The following is a 20,083-nucleotide window of genomic DNA, read 5'->3' as shown; positions in this document are numbered from 1 at the left end:
TTTACTCCCGCAGTGGTGAAACGCGTGGCGGCGACGCTGCGCAAGGCAGTCCGCCAGCCGGAATAAAAAAACGGTCGGCTGCCGAAACAGCCGCCGTAAAAATCCGGGGGCATCACACCCCGGAAAAGTGTCAACGCACCGCATGGAGTCACGGGCGTGTGACGCTTACCCCAGGATCTGGCAGCCAGTGGCGGCCTGCAGCTCCTCAAAACTCACGCCGGGGGCGATTTCCACCAGGCGCAGACCGTCCGCGGTGACATCCAGCACGGCCAGGTCACTGATGATCCGGTTGACCACGCCGACGCCGGTCAGCGGCAGGTCGCAACGCTCCAGGATCTTGTGCGCGCCGCCCTTGGCGCAGTGTTCCATCATCACCACCACGCGCTTGACGCCGGCCACCAGGTCCATGGCGCCGCCCATGCCCTTGACCATCTTGCCGGGGATCATCCAGTTGGCCAGGTCGCCCTGCTCCGACACCTGCATGGCGCCGAGCAGGGCCAGGTTGATGTGGCCGCCGCGGATCATCGCGAAGCTCTCGGCGCTGTCGAAGAAGCTGCTGCCCGGCAGCGTGGTGATGGTCTGCTTGCCGGCGTTGATCAGGTCGGCGTCGATCTCGTCTTCGCCGGGGAACGGGCCGATGCCGAGCAGGCCGTTCTCGCTCTGCAGCCAGACGTCCATGCCCTCGGGGATGTAGTTGGCCACCAGGGTCGGCAAGCCGATGCCGAGGTTGACGTAGAAACCGTCCTGCAGTTCCTGGGCGGCGCGTTGCGCCATCTCTTCACGGGTCCAAGCCATGATCAGTTCCTCACCGTGCGGACTTCGATACGTTTTTCCGGGCTCGGGTTGAGCACCAGGCGCTGGACGTAGATGCCCGGCAGGTGGATGTCGTCCGGCGCCAAATCGCCGATCTCGACGATCTCCTCGACCTCGGCGACGCACACCCGGCCGGCCTTGGCCGCCAGCGGATTGAAGTTGCGCGCGGTCTTGTTGAACATCAGGTTGCCGGCCTTGTCCGCCACCGCGCCCTTGATCAGCGCCAGGTCGGCGTTCAGCGCGCGTTCCATGACGTACCAGTGGCCGTCGAACTGGCGGGTTTCCTTGCCTTCGGCGATCAGCGTGCCGTAGCCGGTACGGGTGTAGAACGCCGGGATGCCGGCACCGCCGGCACGCAGCTTCTCGGCCAGGGTGCCCTGCGGGGTGAACTCCAGTTCCAGCTCGCCGGCCAGGTACTGGCGCTCGAATTCCTTGTTGCCGCCGACGTAGGAAGAAATCATCTTCTTGATCTGCCGGCTGTAGAGCAGCGGGCCGAGGCCGAAGTCATCCACGCCGCAGTTGTTGCTGATCACCGTGAAACCGCTCTTGCCGGTTTCCCGCAGCGCTTCAATGAGGCGCTCGGGGATGCCGCACAGGCCGAAGCCGCCGGAGGCGATGGTGATGCCGTCCTCGACGATGCCCGCCAGCGCGGCATGGGCATCGGGGTAGATCTTGTTCATGACAGTCCTCTGCTTGGATGGGGGCCGGGATCAGCGCTGCAGCACGTAGGTGCCGGGGGCGGCGCACAGCGGCGGGTATTGCGGCGAACCGAGCTGCTTGGGCGCCGCCTGAGTGGCGCCCGAACGCTCCTGAATCCACGCGCGCCAGTGCGGCCACCAGCTGCCGCTGTGGCGCTCGCCGGCGCCCTCCAGCCAGGCTTCGGGGTCGCTGGCACTGGCCGGGGCCGCGTAGAAATACGACTTGGGATTGCCCGGCGGGTTGACCAGGCTCTGCAGGTGACCGGCGTTGGAAAGCACGTAGGTGCTGTCCTCGCCGAACAGCCGGGCGGTGCCGTAGCAGCCCTGCCAGGGCGTGATGTGGTCGGTGGTGCCGCCGACCACATAGGCGCCGACCTTGACCTGACTCATGTCGATGGTCTCGCCGGCGATGCGCATCACCCCCGGATTGCTGTAGGGATTCAGGCGCATCAGATCGAGGTAGTCGGCGTGCAGCTGGGCCGGCAGCCGCGTGGTGTCGTTGTTCCAGGCGAGGATGTCGAACGCCGGCGGCTTGTTGCCGAGCAGGTAGTTGTTGACCCAGTAATTCCAGATCAGGTCATTGGGGCGCATCCAGGCGAACATGCGCGCCAGCTCCTGGCCGCTGAGCACACCCTTGCGCCGCGAGCTGGCCTTGGCCGCCCGCAGCGCGGCCGGGGTGGCGAACAATCCGAGGGTGGTGTCGTCGAGCGCCGCCGGCATGTCGAGGACGCACACCGCCCAGCTGGTATTGGCCACCTTGGCGCCCTCGCCGCGCGCCGCCAGCCAGCCCAGGTAGGCGGCCAGGGTGATGCCGCCCGAGCAGGAGCCCCACATGTTCACGTCGGCGCTGCCGGTGATCTGCCGCGCCACCTCGACTGCCTGATCGAGGCACAGCACGTAGTCGGACAGCCCCCAGTCGCGGTGCTTGGCAGTCGGGTTGCGCCAGCTGATGACGAACATCTGCACGCCGCTATCCTGGGTCCACTGGATCAGGCTCTTGTCCGGCGACAGGTCGATGGCGTAGTACTTGTTGATCTGCGGCGGCGACATCACCAGCGGCCGTGCATGCACGTTGGGCGTGGTCGGAGCGAACTGCAGCAGCTCGAACATCGCGTTGCGGAACACCACTTCGCCCTTGGCGTTGGCGACGTTCTCGCCGACCTTGAACGGCGCGCTGTCGACCTGTGCCGGCAGCCCGCGGTTGTGCAGCAGGTCGTGGGAGAACTGGCGTACGCCGCGCACCAGGTTCAGGCCGCCGGTATCGACCAGCTTGCGCAGCGCCACCGGGTTGGTCAGCAGCAGGTTGCTCGGCGCCAGCGCATCGCACAGCAGCGCGGCGATGAACTGCGCGCGGCCCTTGTCCAGCGGGTCGAGGTTGGCCTCGGCGATAAAGCGGTTGAGCTCCTGATTGCCGGCCAGGTAGCTCTGCATCAGCGCGCGAAGGAACACGTTGGACTGCCACGCCGGGTCGGCGAAGCGCTTGTCCTTGGCGTGCGGCGCCATGCTCGAGGTGCCCACGGCGATCTGCCGCAACTCGTTGAGGTAGCTGCCGACGTGCCGACCGGCCTTGAACGGCGTGCGGCCCACGGCCTTGAACAGCGAACCGGCAGCGCTGAGCAGATCGCTCGGGCGCACGCCCATCAACGGCGTGGCGGCCAGCGTATGGTTCAGCGCGCCGGCGGCCAGTTCGTGCTCCTGGACGTTGTCCACCGGTGCCGCCTCGGCGGGTTTACGCCGAGTGCTGCGCGCCTTCGCACGGGGCTTGCCGGCGCTGGCCGAAGGAGTGGTGGGGGACGCTTTACTCATAACAACTCTCTTGCTTGCAGCAGTGCATGCGAAGCGGCGACAGGCCGCTCACGCCGGTTCAACGAAGCGGATCAGAAGCCCCAGTGCAGCAACAGCAGCACCAGGGCGACGAGGAATACGGTTTCACCGACCATCAGCAGGATCGGCTTGATGCCCACCGCGGCCAGTTCCTTGATCTGGGTCTTCATGCCCAGGGCACTGATCGCCACCACCAGGCACCAGCGCGACAGCTCGTTGACCCCGCCCTGCACCACCGCCGGCACCCAGCCGGTGCTGTTCAGGCAGGCCAGGGCCAGGAAGCCGACGGCGAACATCGGCAGCAACGGCGGACGCTTGCCGGTGGTGTCGGCGCCCTGCAGGCGTGTAATGGTCGCCGCGGCGAGGATCACCGGCAGCAGCATCGCCACGCGCATCAGCTTGACCACGGTGGCGGTGTCACCGGTCTCGGTGGACATGCTGTAGCCGGCACCGACCACCTGGGCCACGTCGTGGATGGTAGCGCCGAGGAACACCCCGGCCTCCTGCGGTGATAGGGCGAACCAGTTGGCGATCATCGGGTAGACGATCATCGCCACGGTGGACAGCGCCGACACGCCGATCACGGTGAACAGCGTGGCGCGTTCCTTCTGCGGGTGGTTGGGCAGCGAGGCGGCCAGCGCCAGGGCCGCCGAAGCGCCGCAGATGGCGGTCGCGCCGCCGGTGAGCATGCCGAACAGGCGCTGGAAGCCCAGCGCCTTGGCCGCCACCACCGAAACCAGGATGGTCACCACCACCAGCGTGACCACCAGCGCCACCGGCTTCCAGCCGAGGCCGGCGATCTGCTCGAGGGTGATGCGCATGCCCAGCAGCGCCACGCCGATGCGCAGCACGCTGCGCGCGGTGAATTCGATGCCGGCCTTGCACTGGCCTTCGCCTGAAAGGAAGTTCAGCGCCATGCCGAGCAGCAGGGCGAACAGCATCACCGGTGCGCCGTAGTGCTCGGAGAGGAAGGTCGCGGCCGCGGCGACGATCAGGCTGACGGCGATGCCCGGCGCCAATTCGCGCGCGCGGCTTTGAATGCTGACAAGAGCGATGCTGCTCATGACGGGGATTCCTCGGAAGCAATGACAATGAACGTCTGGCCGTCGACCACTTCGACCGGATAACGGGCGACCTTGAGTTGGGTCGAGTTGAGCAGGTAGCCGGTCGCCAGGTTGAAGCGCAGGCCATGCGCGGCGCACTGGATCACCTGGCCCTCGAGGCGCCCGCCGCACAGCGAGGCGCCCTGGTGCGGACAGCTGTCGTTGATGGCATGCAGCTGGCCGCCGACGTTGAACAGCGCCAGGCTCTTGTCATCGAACTCGAACAGCGCGCGCTGCCCCACGGCCGGCACTTTCTCGGCCGGCACGGCAATGCGTCCGCTCATGCCGGCTGCCCCTGGGCGACGCCGAACGCCAGCGCCTCGCGCAGGGTGGCGAGCAACACGTCGGCCGGCTGCGCGCCGGACACCGCGAAGCGTCGGTCGATGACGAAGTACGGCACGCCGCTGGCCCCGCTGACCGCGCCGAAGAACGGCAGCGCATCGCCACGCAGGCAATCGACCACGATCGACGGGGCCAAGCCGCAGGACACGGCGATGGCCAGCAGCGTCGCGCGGTCGCCGAGGTCTTCGCCACGCTGGAAATAGGCGGCGAACAGGCGCTCCAGCAGCGCCTCGCACTGCGCCGGCGTGGCCACGGCGCTGGCGAGCTGCAGCAGGCGGTGGGCGTCGGCGGTGTTCGGCATGCGCTCGATGCCGACCAGGTTGATCTCCAACCCGGCTGCCGCCGCCGCTTGCTGCACCTGGGCCTGGCGCAGACGCACCGCCTCCGGGCTGCCCAGACGCTTGAGGTAGAACGCGGCAAAGGGTTCGCCCTGCGTCGGGATATTCGGCAGCAGCTGCACGCCCTGCCAGACCAGCTCAACCTGCACCTGCGGGTGGCTGCTGCGCAGCTGCGCCAGCGCGCGGTCCAGCTGGCGCTTGCCGATCAGGCACCAGGGGCAGATGAAATCGAAGGCCACTTCGATACGCAGCGTACGGTTCACGATTGCACCTCACAGGCCAGCGGGCCGACCTTCAATTCGCTAGGCGCGCCGCGCAGTTTCGCAACGTCGCGCAGGTAGTGGCGGCGGGCGTAGAAGAACACCAGCGCCGCGCCGATGCTGATCAGCGGCACCAGCTGGAACGCCGCCTGCAAGCCGATCACATCGGAGACCTTGCCGGTGATGAACGGGCCAGGGGCCAGACCGAGCAGGTTGTTGACCAGGGTCAGGGTGGCGAAGGCGGTGCCGTGTACCGAGTAGTGGGTCAGGTTGGCGACCATCGCGCCGGCCGGGCCGGTGGTGCCGGCGGCGATCAGCATGCCCAGGCCGATCAGCACCAGCTGGGCCGGGCCGACTGGCAGGGCGAAGGCCGCCGACAGCAGCAGGCAGCTACCCAGGCAGTAGGCGATGGCCAGGCTGACCTTGCGCTCGGCGTTCTGCCGGCACAGGCGGTCACTGAGCATGCCGCAGAGGATCATCCCGGCGCCGCTGCTCAGCACGATCAGCGCGGCGATGCCGGCGGCCTTGTCGGTGCCCATCGCGTAGTAGCGGTTCAGGTAGCTGGGCATCCAGACGATCACCGTGCCGCCAACAAACAGCTGCAGGCCGCTGCCGATATAGGTGGCGATCACCGAACGGCTGGAATACAGGGTGCGCAGCGGCCGCGCGGCGCTGTCGACGACCTTGCTGGCGGCGGTGGCGAAGCGCTTCGGCGAGGTGCGCGACTCCTTGACGATGATTGGATAGAGCACGGCGAGCAGCAGGCCGAACAGCGCCATGCCGGCGAACGCCCAGCGCCAGCCTAGGTGCGCGGCGAGCACACCGCCGATGGCCATGCCGAGCACCGAGCCGAACATGCCGCCGGCCATGAACGCGGCGGCCAGGGTGGCGCGCAGGTGTTTGGGGAATACCGAGAGCACCACGGCGATGCCGACGCTGCCGTAGGCGGCCTCGCCGACGCCGACCATGAAGCGCGCGATGAACATCTGCGGGTAGTCCTGCGCCAGGCCGCAGCCCAGGGTGGCCAGGCTCCACAGCAAGGCCATCAGGGCGAGGCTCTTGATCCGCCCGAAACGGTCGGCGAGCAGCGACAGCGGGAAGGTCAGCAGGCCGACCATCAGCGCGACGATGCCGCTGAGCAGGCCGAGCTGGCCGTCGGACAGTGCCCACTCGCTTTTCAGCAGCGGGAACACCGCGTTGAGCACCTGCCGCGACATGTAGTCGGAGAGCAAGAGGCCGAACGTCAGGGCGAAGACCACCCAGGCGTAGGTGCGCGGAATACCGACCGAGGTGTCGATATCATCATCCGCGGGGCTGTGGTGAAAGGCCATGTTGGCTCCTCGCTCTCTTCGAGCGCACTGCTGTAATGCTGATGGGGTGACAAACCAGCCTGTGAAAAAGCTCCGCCCCGCCCCTTGTGGGAGCGGGCTTGCCCGCGATTGCCGCGACCTGCATCGTGGCGCATGCGTGGCCACGGGCATGGCAGAAGCTTTTTCACAGCCTGTTCGTTGTCAGCCCCCTGCCTGGCAGGGGGCTGACGCCTGACTCAACCGCGCTGCGGCACACCTTTCTGGCCCGGCTTGCAGTTCGGCGTTATGCCGTTGGCCTGCCGGGTCTCTGCGACGCTGCCGTCAACTGCGGGTCAATCACTTGCGCAGGAAGCCCTGGTGACCACCCTTCGGATTCGGGGCGAAGCCGTTGGCGGCCAGGGTTTCTTCGACCGTGTTGTAGAAAACGCCGATCTTGAGGATCTCGCGCGCTTCCTTGCCGTTGGCGACCGGACGGCCGATTTCTTTGGCGATGCGCACCAACTGCTGGATCTGTTCGACGGAAGTCATCTTGCGCGAACGATCCTGGGTCCAAAGGTTGTCCTCGATACCGCAACGCACGTGCAGACCCATCGCCATGCCCATCAGGTTGATCGGCAGGGTGTTGAGCATGCTGCTTTCCACCGTCAGCATGGTGCCGTCGGGGATGGCGCGCAGGAAGTTGGCCATGCTGTAGATGTGCGGCTGGTCCATCCCACCGCCAATCGCCACCCAGTTGCACACCAGCGGCCCCTTGTAGACGCCGCGGCGGATCAGGCGCTCTACCGACTCGTAGCTGTTGATGTTGTAGAACTGGAAGGCGCTCTGGATGCCGGCGGCGCTCAGGCGGCGCACATGCTCCTCGATGAAGCCCGGGCCGGAAGGCACGATCATCTCGCGGTAGGCTTCGTAGGTATCGCCGCCCATGGACGTGCCGGCGTAGTCGCGCACATCCATCTGCTCGACGACGTTCATCTGCGTGGTGTTGACGGTCACCGTGACCTGGTCGGGCTTGGGATTCAGTTCGGCGAGCATGTGACGGGTGTCGTCATGCAGCCACTTCGCGGCTGCGCCGTCTTCCGGCGGTGCGAAGGAGATCGAGCCGCCGACCTGGATGACCATGTCCGGCACTGCCTCGCGCACGCCGGCAATCAGTTCGTTGAACTTGGACAGGCGCTTGGAGCCCTTGCCGTCCAGTTCACGCACGTGCAGGTGCAGTACGGAGGCGCCGGCTTCGTAGCAGTCAACAGCCTTCTGAATCTGTTCTTCCATGGTCACCGGAATGTCTTCCGGATAGTCGGAGGGGAACCATTCGGGGCCATAGGGGGCCACTGTGATGACGAGCTTGTCCTGGTTTTCAGGAAAGAGAGAACCGTCAAGGAAGTTCATGGTCGGGGGTCCTTTAGTCTGGTCTTGTAAAAGCTGCCCGAGCCGGAACGGGAGGAACCGACCCGAGCAAAACGGGGGCGATCAGAAAGTCTTGTCGCCAATGATCCCGGCGCGCTCCATCTTGCGATGGCACGCCGGGTAATCCATGACCGCGTAGTGCTGGGTACTGCGGTTGTCCCAGATCGCCACGCTGTTGGGTTTCCAGCGCCAGCGCACCTGGTACTCGGGGATGTACGCCTGGCTGATCAGGTAGCGCAGCAGGTCCGCCGCACCGGGGTTGGCGTCCTGGCCGAAACGCACCCGCTCCGGGGTGTGGTAGTTGCTGAAGTGGGTGGTGAAGGCGTTGACGAACAGCACCTTCTCGCCGGTTTCCGGGTGGGTGCGCACCACCGGGTGCTCGGCATCCGGGTACATGGCTTTCAGCGCCAGGCGCTTCTCGATCGGCATCGCCGCGCCGAAGCTGGCTTCGATGCTGTGCCGGGCGCGCAGGCCCTCGAGCTTGACCTTGATGTCGTCCGGCAGCTTCTCGTAGGCCAGCGCCATGTTCGCCCACATGGTGTCGCCGCCCACCGGCGGGCACTCGATGCAGCGCAGCACGCAACCCAGCGGCGGCGCGTCGCGCCAGGTGGCGTCGGTGTGCCAGGCGTTCTCGTAGCGATCGGCCGGCTGCTCGGGACTCTTGTAGATGCGCACCAGGCCCGGATGCTCCGGATCGCTACCGGCCACCGGATGGTCTTCCAGCTCGCCGAAGCGGCGCGCGAAGGCGACATGCTCGGCGCGGCTGAAATTCTGTTCGCGCAGGAACAGCACACGGTGCTTGAGCAGCTGGGCGCGGATCTCGGCGAACAGGCCATCGTCGTGGATGGCGTCGGCGAGGTTGACGCCGACCAGTTCGGCACCGATGGCGCAGCTCAGTTGTTCGACTTGCATGACTGCTACCTCCTCAGATGACGAAGATCGACGAGCCGGTGGTCTTGCGCGACTCCAGGTCGCGGTGCGCCTGCACGGCGTCCTGCAGCGCGTAGTGCTGGTTGATCTCGATCTTGATCCGCCCGCTGCCGACGTGGTCGAACAGCTCGCCGGCCAGCGCGGCCTTCTCGGCCGGGTCGGCGATGTAGTCGGCCAGCGCCGGACGGGTGAGGAACAGCGAGCCCTTCATCGCCAGCAGCACCGGATCGAACGGCGGGATCGGCCCCGACGCGGTGCCGACGCAGACCATCAGGCCGCGGCGCTTGAGCGAGTCGAGCGAGCCGGCGAAGGTGCTCTTGCCGACGCTGTCGAACACCACATTGACGCCGACGCCGTCGGTCAGCTCGCGCACCCGCTTGGCGACGTCTTCGTGGCTGTAGTTGATGGTGTGGTCGCAACCGTGGGCACGGGCGATCTCGGCCTTGGCGTCGCTGGACACCGTGCCGATCACGTTGAGGCCGAGCAGCTTGGCCCACTGCGCAACGATCAGGCCGACGCCACCGGCAGCGGCGTGCAGGAGGATGCTGTCGCCGGCCTTGAAGTCATAGATGCGGCGCATCAGGTACGACGAGGTCAGGCCGCGCATGGTCATCGCCGCGGCGGTCTCGAAGGCGATGGTGTCCGGCAGCTTGATCAGCGGCGCGGCCGGGATCAGGCGTTCGGTGCTGTAGGCGCCGAGGGTGTTGAGAAAACCGGTGTAGGTGACGCGATCGCCGACCGCCACGTTGGTCACGCCCTCGCCGACCGCCTGGACGACGCCGGCCGCCTCGACGCCCATGCCGTTGGGCAGTGGAATCGCGTAGGTGCCGTTACGGAAATAGGTGTCGGCGTAGTTCAACCCGACCGCCACATGACGAAGACGCACTTCGCCTGGGCCGGGATCGCCAACCTCGATGTCCTCATAACGAAGGACTTCGGGGCCCCCGGTTTCGTAGAAGCGTACGGCTTTGGCCATGTCTTATCTCCACTGTGCATGCTGGTTCGTGGCGCGAAGGCCCGTGGATTTGACTGTAAGCAGGCCCAGGCAGGCCCGCTTCACATCACGCGACAGTGGCTTTTCATTTCATGACAGACGCGGCGCCGCTCGGAAGCACGGGCGGACCGTTCAGAGGCGCGGAGGATGGCGCGCAGAGGGTGGCGCGGCCGAGCGGGAGCGGCCGCGCGTGGCTTACAGGGTGGCCAGCCCGACCGGGTGGCGATGGGCGGCCAGATAGGGCAGCACCGCCCCGAGCAGCGGCGCCTTGAACGCCGCCTGGAAGCGATGCGCCAGGCCGGGAATCAGGCGCAGCTGGCTGCCCTTGATGTGCGCGGCGACATGCACGCCGTGCATCACCGGCAACAGCGGATCAGCGGTGCCGTGCACCACCAGGGTCGGCACCTGCAGGCGTTCGAGCAGGGCCACGCGGCTGGGTTCGGCGAGGATGGCGAGCAACTGGCGCTGCACGCCCTCCGGGTTGAACGCGCGGTCGTAGGCGCTGCGGGCCTGGGCCAGCAGCTCGCGACGATCGTCGGCCACCGCCGGGCTGCCCAGTGCGGCGAGCAGGTCGGCCTGCTGCTCGATGGCCTGCGCGCGACTGTCCGCTTCACGGCGGGTCAGTAACGCCAGCAACGCGGGACTCGGCGCCGGCAGGCCCTGGGCGCCGGAGCTGGTCATCACCAGGGTCAGGCTGCTGACCCGCTGCGGCGCGAGATCGGCCAGGTGCTGGGCGATCATCCCGCCCATGCTGGCGCCAAGTACGTGGAAACGTTGAATGCCGAGGCGATCCATCAGCCCCAGCGCATCGCCGGCCATGTCGCGCAGGCCATAGGGCGCGCTGACCTCGAGGCCGAGGCGGTAGCGCAGGGCCTGGTAGGTCAGGTTGGCGCTCGGCGCCTGGCCCACCCAGGTGGACAGGCCGGCGTCGCGGTTGTCGAAACGGATCACTCGAAAGCCCTGCGCGCAGAGCGCCTGCACCACTTCGTCGGGCCAGTCGATCAGCTGGCCACCGATGCCCATCACCAGCAGCAGGGTCGGGTCCGCCACGCGACCGACGCTCTGGTAGGCCAGACGCACCTCGCCCACCTCGGCCATGGCGGTCGGTACCGCGGTGTCGCAACGATTCGCCGCCAAGGACGGCAGGCCGCACAACAGCGCGGCGAGCAAGACAAGAACGCGCATCGCAAGAATCCAGAATGCAAATCCCCAGTGGAGCAGGAGTTTGCGGACATTCGTTCGAGCGCGCTGCCACAGTTCGGTGACAGTTTGATGAAGGGCGCCGAACGGTCATGCGCCGGGCGAAATCGCCTGACCCTCACCCCAGCCCTCTCCCGCAGGGAGAGGGGGCCGTCGGCACAGCGAAAGCCCCGTAGGATGGGTCGAGCGCGCTGATACCCATCGAGCCGTTGCGATGGGTATCAGCGCGGCGCACCTCAATCCATCCTACGAGCTCGAAGGATCCCTCGATGGCTGTAAGAGCGGATTTACCCGCACCCCCGGCAGCGCCAAACGTCATCGCATCGCGAATGAATTCGCTCCTACATGGCGCTCAGGCCAACTGCGCGCGCAGCTGTCGCGCCGCCGCCACCATGTTCACCAGCGCCGCCTCGGTCTCTGCCCAGCCACGGGTCTTCAGGCCGCAGTCGGGGTTGATCCACAACCGCTCGGCGGGAATGCGCCGCGCCGCCTTGCTCAGCAGGCCGACCATCTCGGCAGTGTCCGGCACCCGTGGCGAGTGGATGTCGTAGACGCCCGGGCCGATCTCGTTGGGGTACTCGAAGGCCTCGAAGGCGTCGAGCAACTCCATGTCCGAGCGCGAGGTCTCGATGGTGATGACGTCGGCGTCCATCGCCGCGATCGACTCGATCACGTCGTTGAACTCGCTGTAGCACATGTGGGTGTGGATCTGCGTCTCGTCGCGCACGCCGCTGGCGCACAGGCGGAACGCCTCGGTGGCCCAGTTCAGGTACGCCTGCCAGTGGGCGCGGCGCAGCGGCAGGCCCTCGCGGAACGCTGCCTCGTCGATCTGCACAATCTTGATGCCGGCCGCCTCCAGGTCGACCACCTCGTCGCGAATTGCCAGGGCCAGCTGGCGCGCCTGCACCTCGCGGGACACGTCCTCACGCGGGAACGACCACATCAGCATGGTCACCGGGCCGGTCAGCATGCCCTTCATCACCTTGTCGGTAAGGCGCTGCGCGTAGGCGATCCAGTCCACGGTCATCGCCTGCGGGCGGCTCAGATCGCCGTAGATCACCGCCGGCTTCACGCAGCGCGAGCCGTAGCTCTGCACCCAGCCGAAGCGGGTGAACAGGTAGCCGTCGAGCTGCTCGGCGAAGTACTCGACCATGTCGTTGCGCTCGGCCTCGCCGTGCACCAGCACGTCCAGGCCGAGGCGCTCCTGCACTTCCACGGCGTGGCGAATCTCGGCGTGCATCGCCTCGGTGTACTCGGCCGTCGACAGCTTGCCCTGCTTGAAGGACTGCCGGGCCAGGCGGATCGCCGCGGTCTGCGGGAACGAGCCGATGGTGGTGGTGGGGAACGCCGGCAGATTCAACCGTGCGCGCTGCTGTTCGATGCGCTGGGCGAACGGCGACTGGCGCCGGCTGTGCTGCGGGCTGACCGCCGCCAGGCGCGTCTGCACCGCCGGCTTGTGGATGCGTGGCGAACCGGCCCGGCTTGCCTGCACGGCGCGGCTCGCGGCCAAGGCGGCATCGACGCTGCCCGGCGCGTTCAGGGCGGCGCCCAGGGTCGCGACTTCCCCACACTTCTGCTTGGCGAATGCCAGCCAGCTGTGCAGCTCGGCATCCAGTTGGTCTTCGCGCTCGAGGTCGACCGGGCTGTGCAGCAAAGAGCAGGACGGTGCCACCCACAGGTTGTTGCCGAAGCGCTGCTCGGCCTCACGCAGCTGCGCCAGCGCCTGGTCGAGGTCGCAGCGCCAGACGTTGCGGCCGTTGACCACGCCGAGCGACAGCACCTTGTAGCTGGGCAGGAGGTCGAGGACGATCGCCAACTGCTCCGGCGCGCGCACCAGGTCGATGTGCAGGCCGTCCACCGGCAGGCCGACGGCCAGGCCGAGGTTGTCTTCAAGGCCGCCGAAGTAGCTGGCCACCAGCTTCTTCAGCGGCGCGTGCTGGAGCAGGTGATAGGCGCGCTCGAAGGCATTCTTCCAAGCCTGCGGCAGGTCGAGGGCGAGGATTGGTTCGTCGATCTGCACCCACTCGACGCCCTGCGCGGCCAGGCGCCCAAGGATTTCGCCATACAGCGGCAGCAGGCGTTCGAGCAGCTCGAGCTTGTCGAACGCGTCGCCCTTGGCCTTGCCCAGCCACAGGTAGGTCAGCGGGCCGATCAGCACCGGCTTGACCCGGTGGCCGAGCGCGCGAGCTTCGGCGACTTCCTCGAACAGCTGTTCCCAGCTCAGCTGGAAACGCTGGTCGGCACTGAATTCGGGGACCAGGTAGTGGTAGTTGGTGTCGAACCACTTGGTCATCTCCTGGGCATGCGCGCCGCCACAGCAACTCTGCGTCACGCCGCGCGCCATGCCGAACAGGGTGTCGAGGCTCGGCTTGCCGCTGTGCGGACGGAAGCGCTCGGGGATCACGCCGAAGGTCAGCGAGTGGGTGAGCACCTGGTCGTACCAGGCGAAATCGCCGACCGGCAGCAGCTCGATGCCGGCGTCCTTCTGCAGCTGCCAATGCGCGGCACGCAGCTCGCGGCCAACCGCACGCAGCCCGGCCTCGTCGAGGCTGCCCTTCCAATAGGCTTCCAGCGCCTTCTTCAACTCGCGGTCGCGACCGATGCGCGGAAAGCCGAGGTTGTGTGCGAGTGCCATGGTCGATCTCCTTGTCTGTCGATAAGCGCCATTCTCGACACCCGCGCCAGCATGAGACAAACTCAACATATTCTTGTTGATCATCAGAACCGCTCACGTAGGAGCGAATTCATTCGCGATGGGCAACCGCGCAAATCGCGAATGAATTCGCTCCTACAAAGCGGGCATGTCCCACGTATTCCGAGGCCGCCATGTTGGAAATCCGCCACCTGAAAACCCTGCACGCCCTGCGCGAGGCCGACAGCCTGGTGGAAGCTGCCGAGCGCCTGCACCTCACCCAGTCCGCCCTCTCCCACCAGTTCAAGGAACTGGAGGAGCGTCTCGGCCTGCCGCTGTTCGTGCGCAAGACCAAGCCGGTGCGCTTCACCAGCGCCGGCCTGCGCCTGCTGCAACTGGCCGACAGCCTGCTGCCGCAACTGCGCACCGCGGAACGCGACATGGCGCGCCTGGCCGGCGGCACCGCCGGGCGATTGCACATGGCCATCGAATGCCACAGCTGCTTCCAGTGGCTGATGCCGACCATCGACCAGTTCCGCGACGCCTGGCCGGAAGTCGAGCTGGACCTCGCCTCGGGCTTCTCCTTCGCCCCGCTGCCGGCCCTGGCGCGCGGCGACCTCGACCTGGTGGTGACCTCCGACCCGGTCGACCTGCCCGGTATCACCTACGTGCCGTTGTTCACCTACGAGGCGCAGCTCGCCGTGGCCAACCAGCACCCGCTGGCCAACAAGCCGTATGTCGTACCGGACGACCTGGCCGGCGAAACGCTGATCACCTACCCGGTGGAACGCGACCGCCTGGACATCTTCACCCGTTTCCTCGAGCCGGCCGATGTCGAGCCCGCGCAGGTGCGCACCTCGGAGCTGACGGTGATGATGATGCAGTTGGTGGCCAGCGGCCGTGGCGTCTGCGGCCTGCCCAACTGGGCGATGCACGAGTACAGCGCGCGCGGCTATGTGACGGCCAAGCGGCTCGGCGACAAGGGTTTGTTCGCCACGCTCTACGCCGGCATTCGCGCCGACATGCTCGACGCGCCGTTCATGCGCGACTTTCTGCTGACCGCCAAGGACACCTCGTTCGCCACCCTGGAAGGGGTCAGTGCGGCGCGAGGCTGACCACGGTCCCGCTCAACATGAAGGCCGCCACCCAGACTCGGCGGCCTGGTCGATTTAGTTCTTCACACAGACGAACAGGCCGTTCCCCGACAAGCCATTCCACGGCACGATCTTTTCGTAGTCATGTTCAAAAACATGCACTTCGAAGTACGGCTGCAACAACGCTTGCAACTCAATAAAATCGACAGCCACCATGGGATGTTCATCTTCCCATGACTGTTTAACACCCTGTGTGATTTTCTCGATGCTCAGTCTCAGCGACTGTTTATCGCCATGCCCGCAATAGTTCCAGCCAGAACTGAAGGCAAACTGACTACCGTCATGTTCCACGGTATGTCGCGCGAATGAATTGTTATCTATCTGGTTTTTATCCACCGCATTGAAGCAGAACACGCCATTGTCTCTGAGGGCGTGGTGCACGCTGGCAATACAGGCTTTCAACCGGTCAATTGCACCGCTGTAATGGATGGAATACAGGAAACAGGTGATCAGATCGAGCGGCTCGGCCACTTGGAACGCGCACATATCCTGCAGGCTGAACTGCGCTTCAGGGCAACGCAATTGGGCCATGTCCAGCATCGGCTGATTAATGTCCAGCCCGCGGCTGTGGTAACCAAAGTCGATAAAGTGCCGAACATGCGGCCCGGTGCCACAGGCCAAATCCAGATGATCCTTGCCTGCACTACCAAAGAGCTGATGAAGTCTGCGCACACTATTGCTTTGCGCCTGATAGTCGATGTCGGCGCACATCAAATCGTAATAGCCGGATAGATCGGTATATAAAGCATTAGTGGACATAAAAGCTGGGCGACCAAAACGATAAATTCGGCAAATGGTATCGCGAGTAACCGTAGCGACGAAACGCAAGTGCCTGGCTGACCGAGGCATAGAACATCCGCAACCGGCGCCGACTGGCTAGGCTGATCTTTCCAGTCCAACGCTAAGCACCCGCGGAGCTCCCATGCCACTGATCACCCTCACCGTCCGCAAGCCCAAGTCCGCCGCTTTCAAGACCACCGTCCTCGACGCCGTGCATGCCGCCCTGGTGTCCTCGGGCGTGCCGCTCACCGACAAGTTCCAGCGCGTGCTGGAGCTCGATGCCGAGGACTTTCGCGTCGACCCCGGCTATCCCGACTTGCAGCGTGAGCGCGGCGAGGACTTCGTGCTGATCGAGATCCTCTGGTCGGTGGGGCGCAGCGCAAAGGTGAAGAAGAAGCTCCTCGACGAACTGATGAACACGCTGGCCAAGGCCAATTTCGACCCGGAACAGGTGATGGTCTGCTTCAAGGAAACCGCCTGGGAAAACTGGGCGTTCGGCGGCGGACGGCTGATCCATACCTGAGCGCCGCCCCCTGCGCTGGCCGCTCTGCCGCGCAGGGTTTAGGCTCTAACCGGCCAATGTCCGGCAAGGAGCCGCCATGAACCTGTCCCTGCTCAGCCGCTACGCGTTCTTTGCCGCCTGCGTGCTGTTCACCCTGCTCAGCCTGCCGTTTCTCGGCGCCCACGACTGGTTGTGGCCGCTGACCCTGCTCACCGGCGTGCTCAGCCTGGTCGGCGTCAACGACCTGCTGCAGACCCGTCAGGCGGTGCGCCGCAACTACCCGATCCTCGGCAACATCCGCTACCTGGTGGAAGGCATCCGCCCGGAGATTCGCCAGTACCTGCTGGAGGCCGACGGCGACATGCTGCCGTTCTCCCGCGCGCAGCGTTCGCTGGTGTATGCGCGGGCCAAGAACGAGAGCGCCGACAAGCCGTTCGGCACGCTGACCGACGTGTACCAGAACGGTTTCGAGTTCATCGGCCACTCGCTGCTGCCGGCCGACCACGCTGACCCCAGCACCTTCCGGGTGAGCATCGGCGGGCCGCAGTGCGCACAGCCCTACTCGGCGTCGGTGTTCAACATCTCGGCGATGAGCTTCGGCTCGCTCAGCGCCAATGCGATCCGTGCGCTCAACCAGGGCGCGCAGCTCGGCGGCTTCTACCACGACACCGGCGAGGGCAGCATCAGCCCCTACCACCGCGAGCACGGTGGCGACCTGGTGTGGGAGCTGGGCAGCGGCTACTTCGGTTGCCGCGACGACAACGGCCGCTTCGACCCCGCGCGCTTCGCCGCGCAGGCCGCGCAGCCGCAGGTGAAGATGATCGAGATCAAGCTCAGCCAGGGCGCCAAGCCGGGCCACGGCGGCATCCTGCCCAAGCACAAGGTCACCGAGGAGATCTCCCTGACCCGCGGCGTGCCGATGGGCGTGGACTGCATCTCGCCGGCACGGCACAGCGAGTTCGCCACGCCGCGCGAGCTGCTCGGCTTCATCGCCCGCTTGCGCGAGCTGTCCGGCGGCAAGCCGGTCGGCTTCAAGCTGTGCCTCGGCCACCCGTGGGAGTTCATGGGCATCGCCAAGGCCATGCTGGCGACCGGCATCCTCCCCGACTTCATCGTCGTCGACGGCAAGGAAGGCGGCACCGGCGCGGCGCCGCTGGAGTTCACCGACCACATCGGCGTGCCGCTGCGCGAGGGCCTGCTGTTTGTGCACAACACCCTGGTCGGCATCGGCCTGCGCGACAAGATCCGGATCGGCGCCAGCGGCAAGATCGTCAGCGCCTTCGACATCACCAGCGTGATGGCGCTGGGCGCCGACTGGGCCAACTCGGCGCGCGGCTTCATGTTCGCCATCGGCTGCATCCAGTCGCAGTCCTGCCACACCAACAAGTGCCCGACCGGCGTGGCCACCCAGGACCCGCTGCGCCAGCGCGCCCTGGTGGTGCCGGACAAGGCGCAGCGGGTGCACAACTTCCACCGCAACACCCTGCGCGCGCTGGCCGAGATGATCGCCGCCGCCGGGCTCAGCCACCCCGAGCAGATCGAGGCCAAGCACTTGGTGCGGCGCCTGTCGGCCAGCGAGATCAAGCTGTACTCGCAGCTGCACGTGTTCCTCGCCCCCGGCGAGCTGCTGAGTGGCGAGATCGCCGGCGAGTTCTACCGGCGCATGTGGTACATGGCGCAGGCCGACAGCTTCGATCCGGCGCCGATCGACTCCGTCGCCTGAACTAGAGTGAACGGGTCAGCTGCGCACGAGGACACCGCCATGCCACCGTTCATTCGCCTCCCCCTGCTGCTCTGCCTGCTCGGCAGCAGCCTGACCAGCTTCGCCGCCGACCGCGGCCTGCTGCAGGAGCGCATCCAGCAGCAGATGCAGGCGCACTTCAAGGCCATGGACAGCAATGGCGACGGGGCGATTTCCCGCGAGGAGTACCTGGCCCAGGCGGAGAAGCAGTTCCAGCACCTGGACAGCAATGGCGATGGCAAGGTCACTCCCGAAGAGATGGCCGCGCTGCGCGAACGCATGATGGAGCGCCGTCCGTCCGGGACGCCATGAACGACCGCCGGTCCTAAGTTTTTTGCGCTTCGAGTCGACATAGGTAGTAACCCGTTCGTGCGACGGGCCCGACACCTATAACAAGATTCGGAGTACCACCCGATGTCCAGCCTTCGTGCCATCAGTATCCGCCGTCGTTTGTGGCTGATTCTCATCGTCGCGCTCGTGATGTTCGTCCTGCAGGGCGGACTGATGCTGCGCCAGCTTTACGGCGACCTATACAACGGCAAGGTGGAGAAGACCCAGCACCTGGTGGAAAGCGCCATGGGCGTGCTGCAGTACTTCCAGGGCCTCGAACAGGCCGGCACGCTGACCCGCGAAGCCGCGCAGCAGCAGGCCATCGCGGCGATCCGCGGGCTGCGCTACGCGCAGGGCGACTACTTCTGGATCAACGACCTCGAGCCGCGCATGGTCATGCACCCGACCAACAGCAAGCTCGAAGGCCAACCGCTCGGCGACATCAAGGACCCGGACGGCAAGGCGCTGTTCAGCGAGATGGCACGCATCGCCAAGGCCCAGGGCAAGGGCTCGCTCGACTACCGCTGGCCGAAACCGGGCGCCAGCGATCCGGTGCCGAAGGTCTCCTACATCGCGCTGTTCGAGCCCTGGGGCTGGGTGCTCGGCTCGGGCATCTACATCGACGACATGGTCAGCGAGTTCCGCGCCCAGGCCGTGCAAGCCGCGGCCGTCGGCCTGCTGATCGTGCTGCTGATGGCGGCGCTGATCATGCTCATCACGCGCAGCATCACCCAGCCGCTGGATACCGTGGTGCGGGCCATGGCCGACATCGCCAGCGGCGAAGGCGACCTCACCCGCAGCCTGGAAACCCACGGCAGCGACGAGCTGACCGCACTGGGCGGCCACTTCAACGGTTTCACCGGCAAGCTGCGCCAGACCATCAGCCAGCTGCGCGACGCCACCAGCGAGCTCAAGCAGGCGGCCGGCAACCTCGGCGGCATCGCCACCGGCTCGCAGGACTCCAGCCAGCGCCAGTCGCAGCAGATGGAGCTGGTCGCCACGGCGATCAACGAAGTCACCTACGGCGTGCAGGACGTGGCGAAGAGCGCCGAACACGCCTCGGCGGAAGTGCGCCAGGCCGAAGAGCAGGCGCAGCAAGGCCAGCAGAACATCGACAGCAGCCTGCAGCAGATCGACCAGCTGTCCGCCAGCATCGATCAGGCAGTGCAGGTGATTCAGTCGCTGGCCGACGAAAGCACGCAGATCGGCAGCGTCCTCGAAGTGATCCGCTCGATCGCCGAACAGACCAACCTGCTGGCGCTGAACGCCGCCATCGAAGCGGCGCGTGCCGGTGAACAGGGCCGCGGCTTCGCCGTGGTGGCCGACGAGGTGCGCCTGCTCGCCCAGCGCACGCAGAAGTCGACGGCGGAAATCCAGACCATGATCGAGCGCCTGCAGGGCAACTCGGCGGCGGCGGTGAAGGTGATCAACGAGAGCAGCCGCAACTCGCAGCTGACCGTCGAGCAAGCCGGCCAGGCCGGCCAGAGCCTCGGCCAGATCGCCCAGGCGCTGCGCAACCTGACCGGCCTCAACGCCTCGATCGCCAGCGCCACGCTGCAGCAGTCGCACGTGGTCGAGGACATCAACCAGAACGTCACCAACGCCGCCAACCTGGCGCGCGAAAGCGCCGACGCGGCGATCTCCACCTCGGGCGCCAGCCAGCAGTTGGGCGCGTTGTCCGAGCAGCTGAGCCGCTTGATCGGGCAGTTCCGCGTGTAACTACGCCGA

18 protein-coding genes are annotated in these 20,083 nt (G+C 66.4%); 5 read left to right on the top strand and 13 right to left on the bottom strand.

The window, feature by feature from the left end:
* Positions 1-165 precede the first annotated feature (165 nt).
* The 12 genes from JQX08_RS07010 to metE form a co-directional block, all read right to left on the bottom strand.
* Entirely contained in the window at positions 166-795 is a 630-nt protein-coding gene (locus JQX08_RS07010) for a CoA transferase subunit B (RefSeq protein WP_204915573.1), read from the bottom strand.
* Between the two features lie 2 nt (positions 796-797).
* Positions 798-1,493: a CoA transferase subunit A gene (locus JQX08_RS07005; RefSeq protein WP_204915572.1), complete on the bottom strand. Its 696-nt coding sequence runs from the start codon at positions 1,491-1,493 to the stop codon at positions 798-800.
* 30 nt (positions 1,494-1,523) lie between these two features.
* A complete protein-coding gene (locus JQX08_RS07000) occupies positions 1,524-3,317 on the bottom strand; it encodes an alpha/beta fold hydrolase (RefSeq protein WP_204915571.1) in 1,794 nt (597 codons plus the stop codon).
* A 71-nt stretch (positions 3,318-3,388) separates the two neighbouring features.
* Positions 3,389-4,399, bottom strand: coding sequence for a YeiH family protein (locus tag JQX08_RS06995; RefSeq protein WP_204915570.1), 1,011 nt, complete (start codon positions 4,397-4,399; stop codon positions 3,389-3,391).
* On the bottom strand, positions 4,396-4,722 hold the full coding sequence (locus tag JQX08_RS06990; protein ID WP_204915569.1) for a Rieske (2Fe-2S) protein: 327 nt from the start codon (positions 4,720-4,722) through the stop codon (positions 4,396-4,398). Before JQX08_RS06990 ends, JQX08_RS06995 begins: the two co-directional genes overlap by 4 nt.
* On the bottom strand, positions 4,719-5,381 hold the full coding sequence (locus tag JQX08_RS06985; RefSeq protein ID WP_204915568.1) for a DsbA family protein: 663 nt from the start codon (positions 5,379-5,381) through the stop codon (positions 4,719-4,721). Before JQX08_RS06985 ends, JQX08_RS06990 begins: the two co-directional genes overlap by 4 nt.
* Positions 5,378-6,709: an MFS transporter gene (locus tag JQX08_RS06980; protein ID WP_204915567.1), complete on the bottom strand. Its 1,332-nt coding sequence runs from the start codon at positions 6,707-6,709 to the stop codon at positions 5,378-5,380. The genes JQX08_RS06985 and JQX08_RS06980 overlap by 4 nt, the downstream gene beginning before the upstream one ends.
* Before the next feature lie 315 nt (positions 6,710-7,024).
* Complete coding sequence (locus JQX08_RS06975) at positions 7,025-8,074, bottom strand: beta-keto acid cleavage family enzyme (RefSeq protein ID WP_204915566.1); 1,050 nt, start codon at positions 8,072-8,074, stop codon at positions 7,025-7,027.
* A gap of 81 nt (positions 8,075-8,155) precedes the next feature.
* Positions 8,156-9,004, bottom strand: a complete 849-nt coding sequence (locus JQX08_RS06970) for a TauD/TfdA dioxygenase family protein (RefSeq protein WP_204915565.1) — start codon at positions 9,002-9,004, stop codon at positions 8,156-8,158.
* Between the two features lie 13 nt (positions 9,005-9,017).
* Entirely contained in the window at positions 9,018-9,998 is a 981-nt protein-coding gene (locus JQX08_RS06965) for a quinone oxidoreductase family protein (RefSeq protein ID WP_204915564.1), read from the bottom strand.
* Positions 9,999-10,211: 213 nt separating this feature from the next.
* Positions 10,212-11,201 (bottom strand): alpha/beta fold hydrolase, encoded by a 990-nt coding sequence (locus JQX08_RS06960; protein WP_204915563.1) that lies wholly within the window; start codon positions 11,199-11,201, stop codon positions 10,212-10,214.
* Positions 11,202-11,568: 367 nt separating this feature from the next.
* Positions 11,569-13,851, bottom strand: coding sequence for a 5-methyltetrahydropteroyltriglutamate--homocysteine S-methyltransferase (gene metE / locus JQX08_RS06955; RefSeq protein WP_204915562.1), 2,283 nt, complete (start codon positions 13,849-13,851; stop codon positions 11,569-11,571).
* Positions 13,852-14,042: 191 nt separating this feature from the next.
* Here metE and metR point away from each other — a divergent pair, with 191 nt between their 5' ends.
* Entirely contained in the window at positions 14,043-14,963 is a 921-nt protein-coding gene (metR, locus tag JQX08_RS06950) for a transcriptional regulator MetR (protein ID WP_204915561.1), read from the top strand.
* A 54-nt stretch (positions 14,964-15,017) separates the two neighbouring features.
* On the opposite strand, the gene JQX08_RS06945 is transcribed toward metR, so the two are convergent.
* Complete coding sequence (locus JQX08_RS06945; RefSeq protein ID WP_204915560.1) at positions 15,018-15,761, bottom strand: class I SAM-dependent DNA methyltransferase; 744 nt, start codon at positions 15,759-15,761, stop codon at positions 15,018-15,020.
* Positions 15,762-15,924: 163 nt separating this feature from the next.
* Here JQX08_RS06945 and JQX08_RS06940 point away from each other — a divergent pair, with 163 nt between their 5' ends.
* The 4 genes from JQX08_RS06940 to JQX08_RS06925 all read left to right on the top strand — a co-directional run bounded on the left by JQX08_RS06940 (position 15,925) and on the right by JQX08_RS06925 (position 20,074).
* Positions 15,925-16,305: a tautomerase family protein gene (locus JQX08_RS06940; protein WP_204915559.1), complete on the top strand. Its 381-nt coding sequence runs from the start codon at positions 15,925-15,927 to the stop codon at positions 16,303-16,305.
* A gap of 76 nt (positions 16,306-16,381) precedes the next feature.
* Positions 16,382-18,007, top strand: a complete 1,626-nt coding sequence (locus JQX08_RS06935; RefSeq protein WP_204915558.1) for an FMN-binding glutamate synthase family protein — start codon at positions 16,382-16,384, stop codon at positions 18,005-18,007.
* 39 nt (positions 18,008-18,046) lie between these two features.
* On the top strand, positions 18,047-18,337 hold the full coding sequence (locus tag JQX08_RS06930; RefSeq protein ID WP_204915557.1) for an EF-hand domain-containing protein: 291 nt from the start codon (positions 18,047-18,049) through the stop codon (positions 18,335-18,337).
* A 102-nt stretch (positions 18,338-18,439) separates the two neighbouring features.
* On the top strand, positions 18,440-20,074 hold the full coding sequence (locus JQX08_RS06925; RefSeq protein WP_204915556.1) for a methyl-accepting chemotaxis protein: 1,635 nt from the start codon (positions 18,440-18,442) through the stop codon (positions 20,072-20,074).
* The last annotated feature ends 9 nt before the right edge of the window (positions 20,075-20,083 follow it).

This window comes from Zestomonas insulae (assembly GCF_016901015.1).
GTDB classification, from domain to species: domain Bacteria; phylum Pseudomonadota; class Gammaproteobacteria; order Pseudomonadales; family Pseudomonadaceae; genus Aquipseudomonas; species Aquipseudomonas insulae.
Note: the sequence above shows the minus strand (reverse complement) of the source record. Positions and strands in the feature narration are given on the sequence as shown.

Coding starts and splice junctions, on each gene's coding strand:
- JQX08_RS07010 (WP_204915573.1), bottom strand. CDS start 795: ATGGCTTGGACCCGTGAAGAGATGGCGCAACGCGCCGCCCAGGAACTG.
- JQX08_RS06925 (WP_204915556.1), top strand. CDS start 18,440: ATGTCCAGCCTTCGTGCCATCAGTATCCGCCGTCGTTTGTGGCTGATT.
- metE (WP_204915562.1), bottom strand. CDS start 13,851: ATGGCACTCGCACACAACCTCGGCTTTCCGCGCATCGGTCGCGACCGC.
- JQX08_RS06990 (WP_204915569.1), bottom strand. CDS start 4,722: ATGAGCGGACGCATTGCCGTGCCGGCCGAGAAAGTGCCGGCCGTGGGG.
- JQX08_RS06960 (WP_204915563.1), bottom strand. CDS start 11,201: ATGCGCGTTCTTGTCTTGCTCGCCGCGCTGTTGTGCGGCCTGCCGTCC.
- JQX08_RS06970 (WP_204915565.1), bottom strand. CDS start 9,004: ATGCAAGTCGAACAACTGAGCTGCGCCATCGGTGCCGAACTGGTCGGC.
- JQX08_RS06995 (WP_204915570.1), bottom strand. CDS start 4,399: ATGAGCAGCATCGCTCTTGTCAGCATTCAAAGCCGCGCGCGCGAATTG.
- JQX08_RS07000 (WP_204915571.1), bottom strand. CDS start 3,317: ATGAGTAAAGCGTCCCCCACCACTCCTTCGGCCAGCGCCGGCAAGCCC.
- JQX08_RS06935 (WP_204915558.1), top strand. CDS start 16,382: ATGAACCTGTCCCTGCTCAGCCGCTACGCGTTCTTTGCCGCCTGCGTG.
- JQX08_RS06930 (WP_204915557.1), top strand. CDS start 18,047: ATGCCACCGTTCATTCGCCTCCCCCTGCTGCTCTGCCTGCTCGGCAGC.
- JQX08_RS06940 (WP_204915559.1), top strand. CDS start 15,925: ATGCCACTGATCACCCTCACCGTCCGCAAGCCCAAGTCCGCCGCTTTC.
- JQX08_RS06945 (WP_204915560.1), bottom strand. CDS start 15,761: ATGTCCACTAATGCTTTATATACCGATCTATCCGGCTATTACGATTTG.
- JQX08_RS06965 (WP_204915564.1), bottom strand. CDS start 9,998: ATGGCCAAAGCCGTACGCTTCTACGAAACCGGGGGCCCCGAAGTCCTT.
- JQX08_RS07005 (WP_204915572.1), bottom strand. CDS start 1,493: ATGAACAAGATCTACCCCGATGCCCATGCCGCGCTGGCGGGCATCGTC.
- JQX08_RS06980 (WP_204915567.1), bottom strand. CDS start 6,709: ATGGCCTTTCACCACAGCCCCGCGGATGATGATATCGACACCTCGGTC.
- metR (WP_204915561.1), top strand. CDS start 14,043: ATGTTGGAAATCCGCCACCTGAAAACCCTGCACGCCCTGCGCGAGGCC.
- JQX08_RS06975 (WP_204915566.1), bottom strand. CDS start 8,074: ATGAACTTCCTTGACGGTTCTCTCTTTCCTGAAAACCAGGACAAGCTC.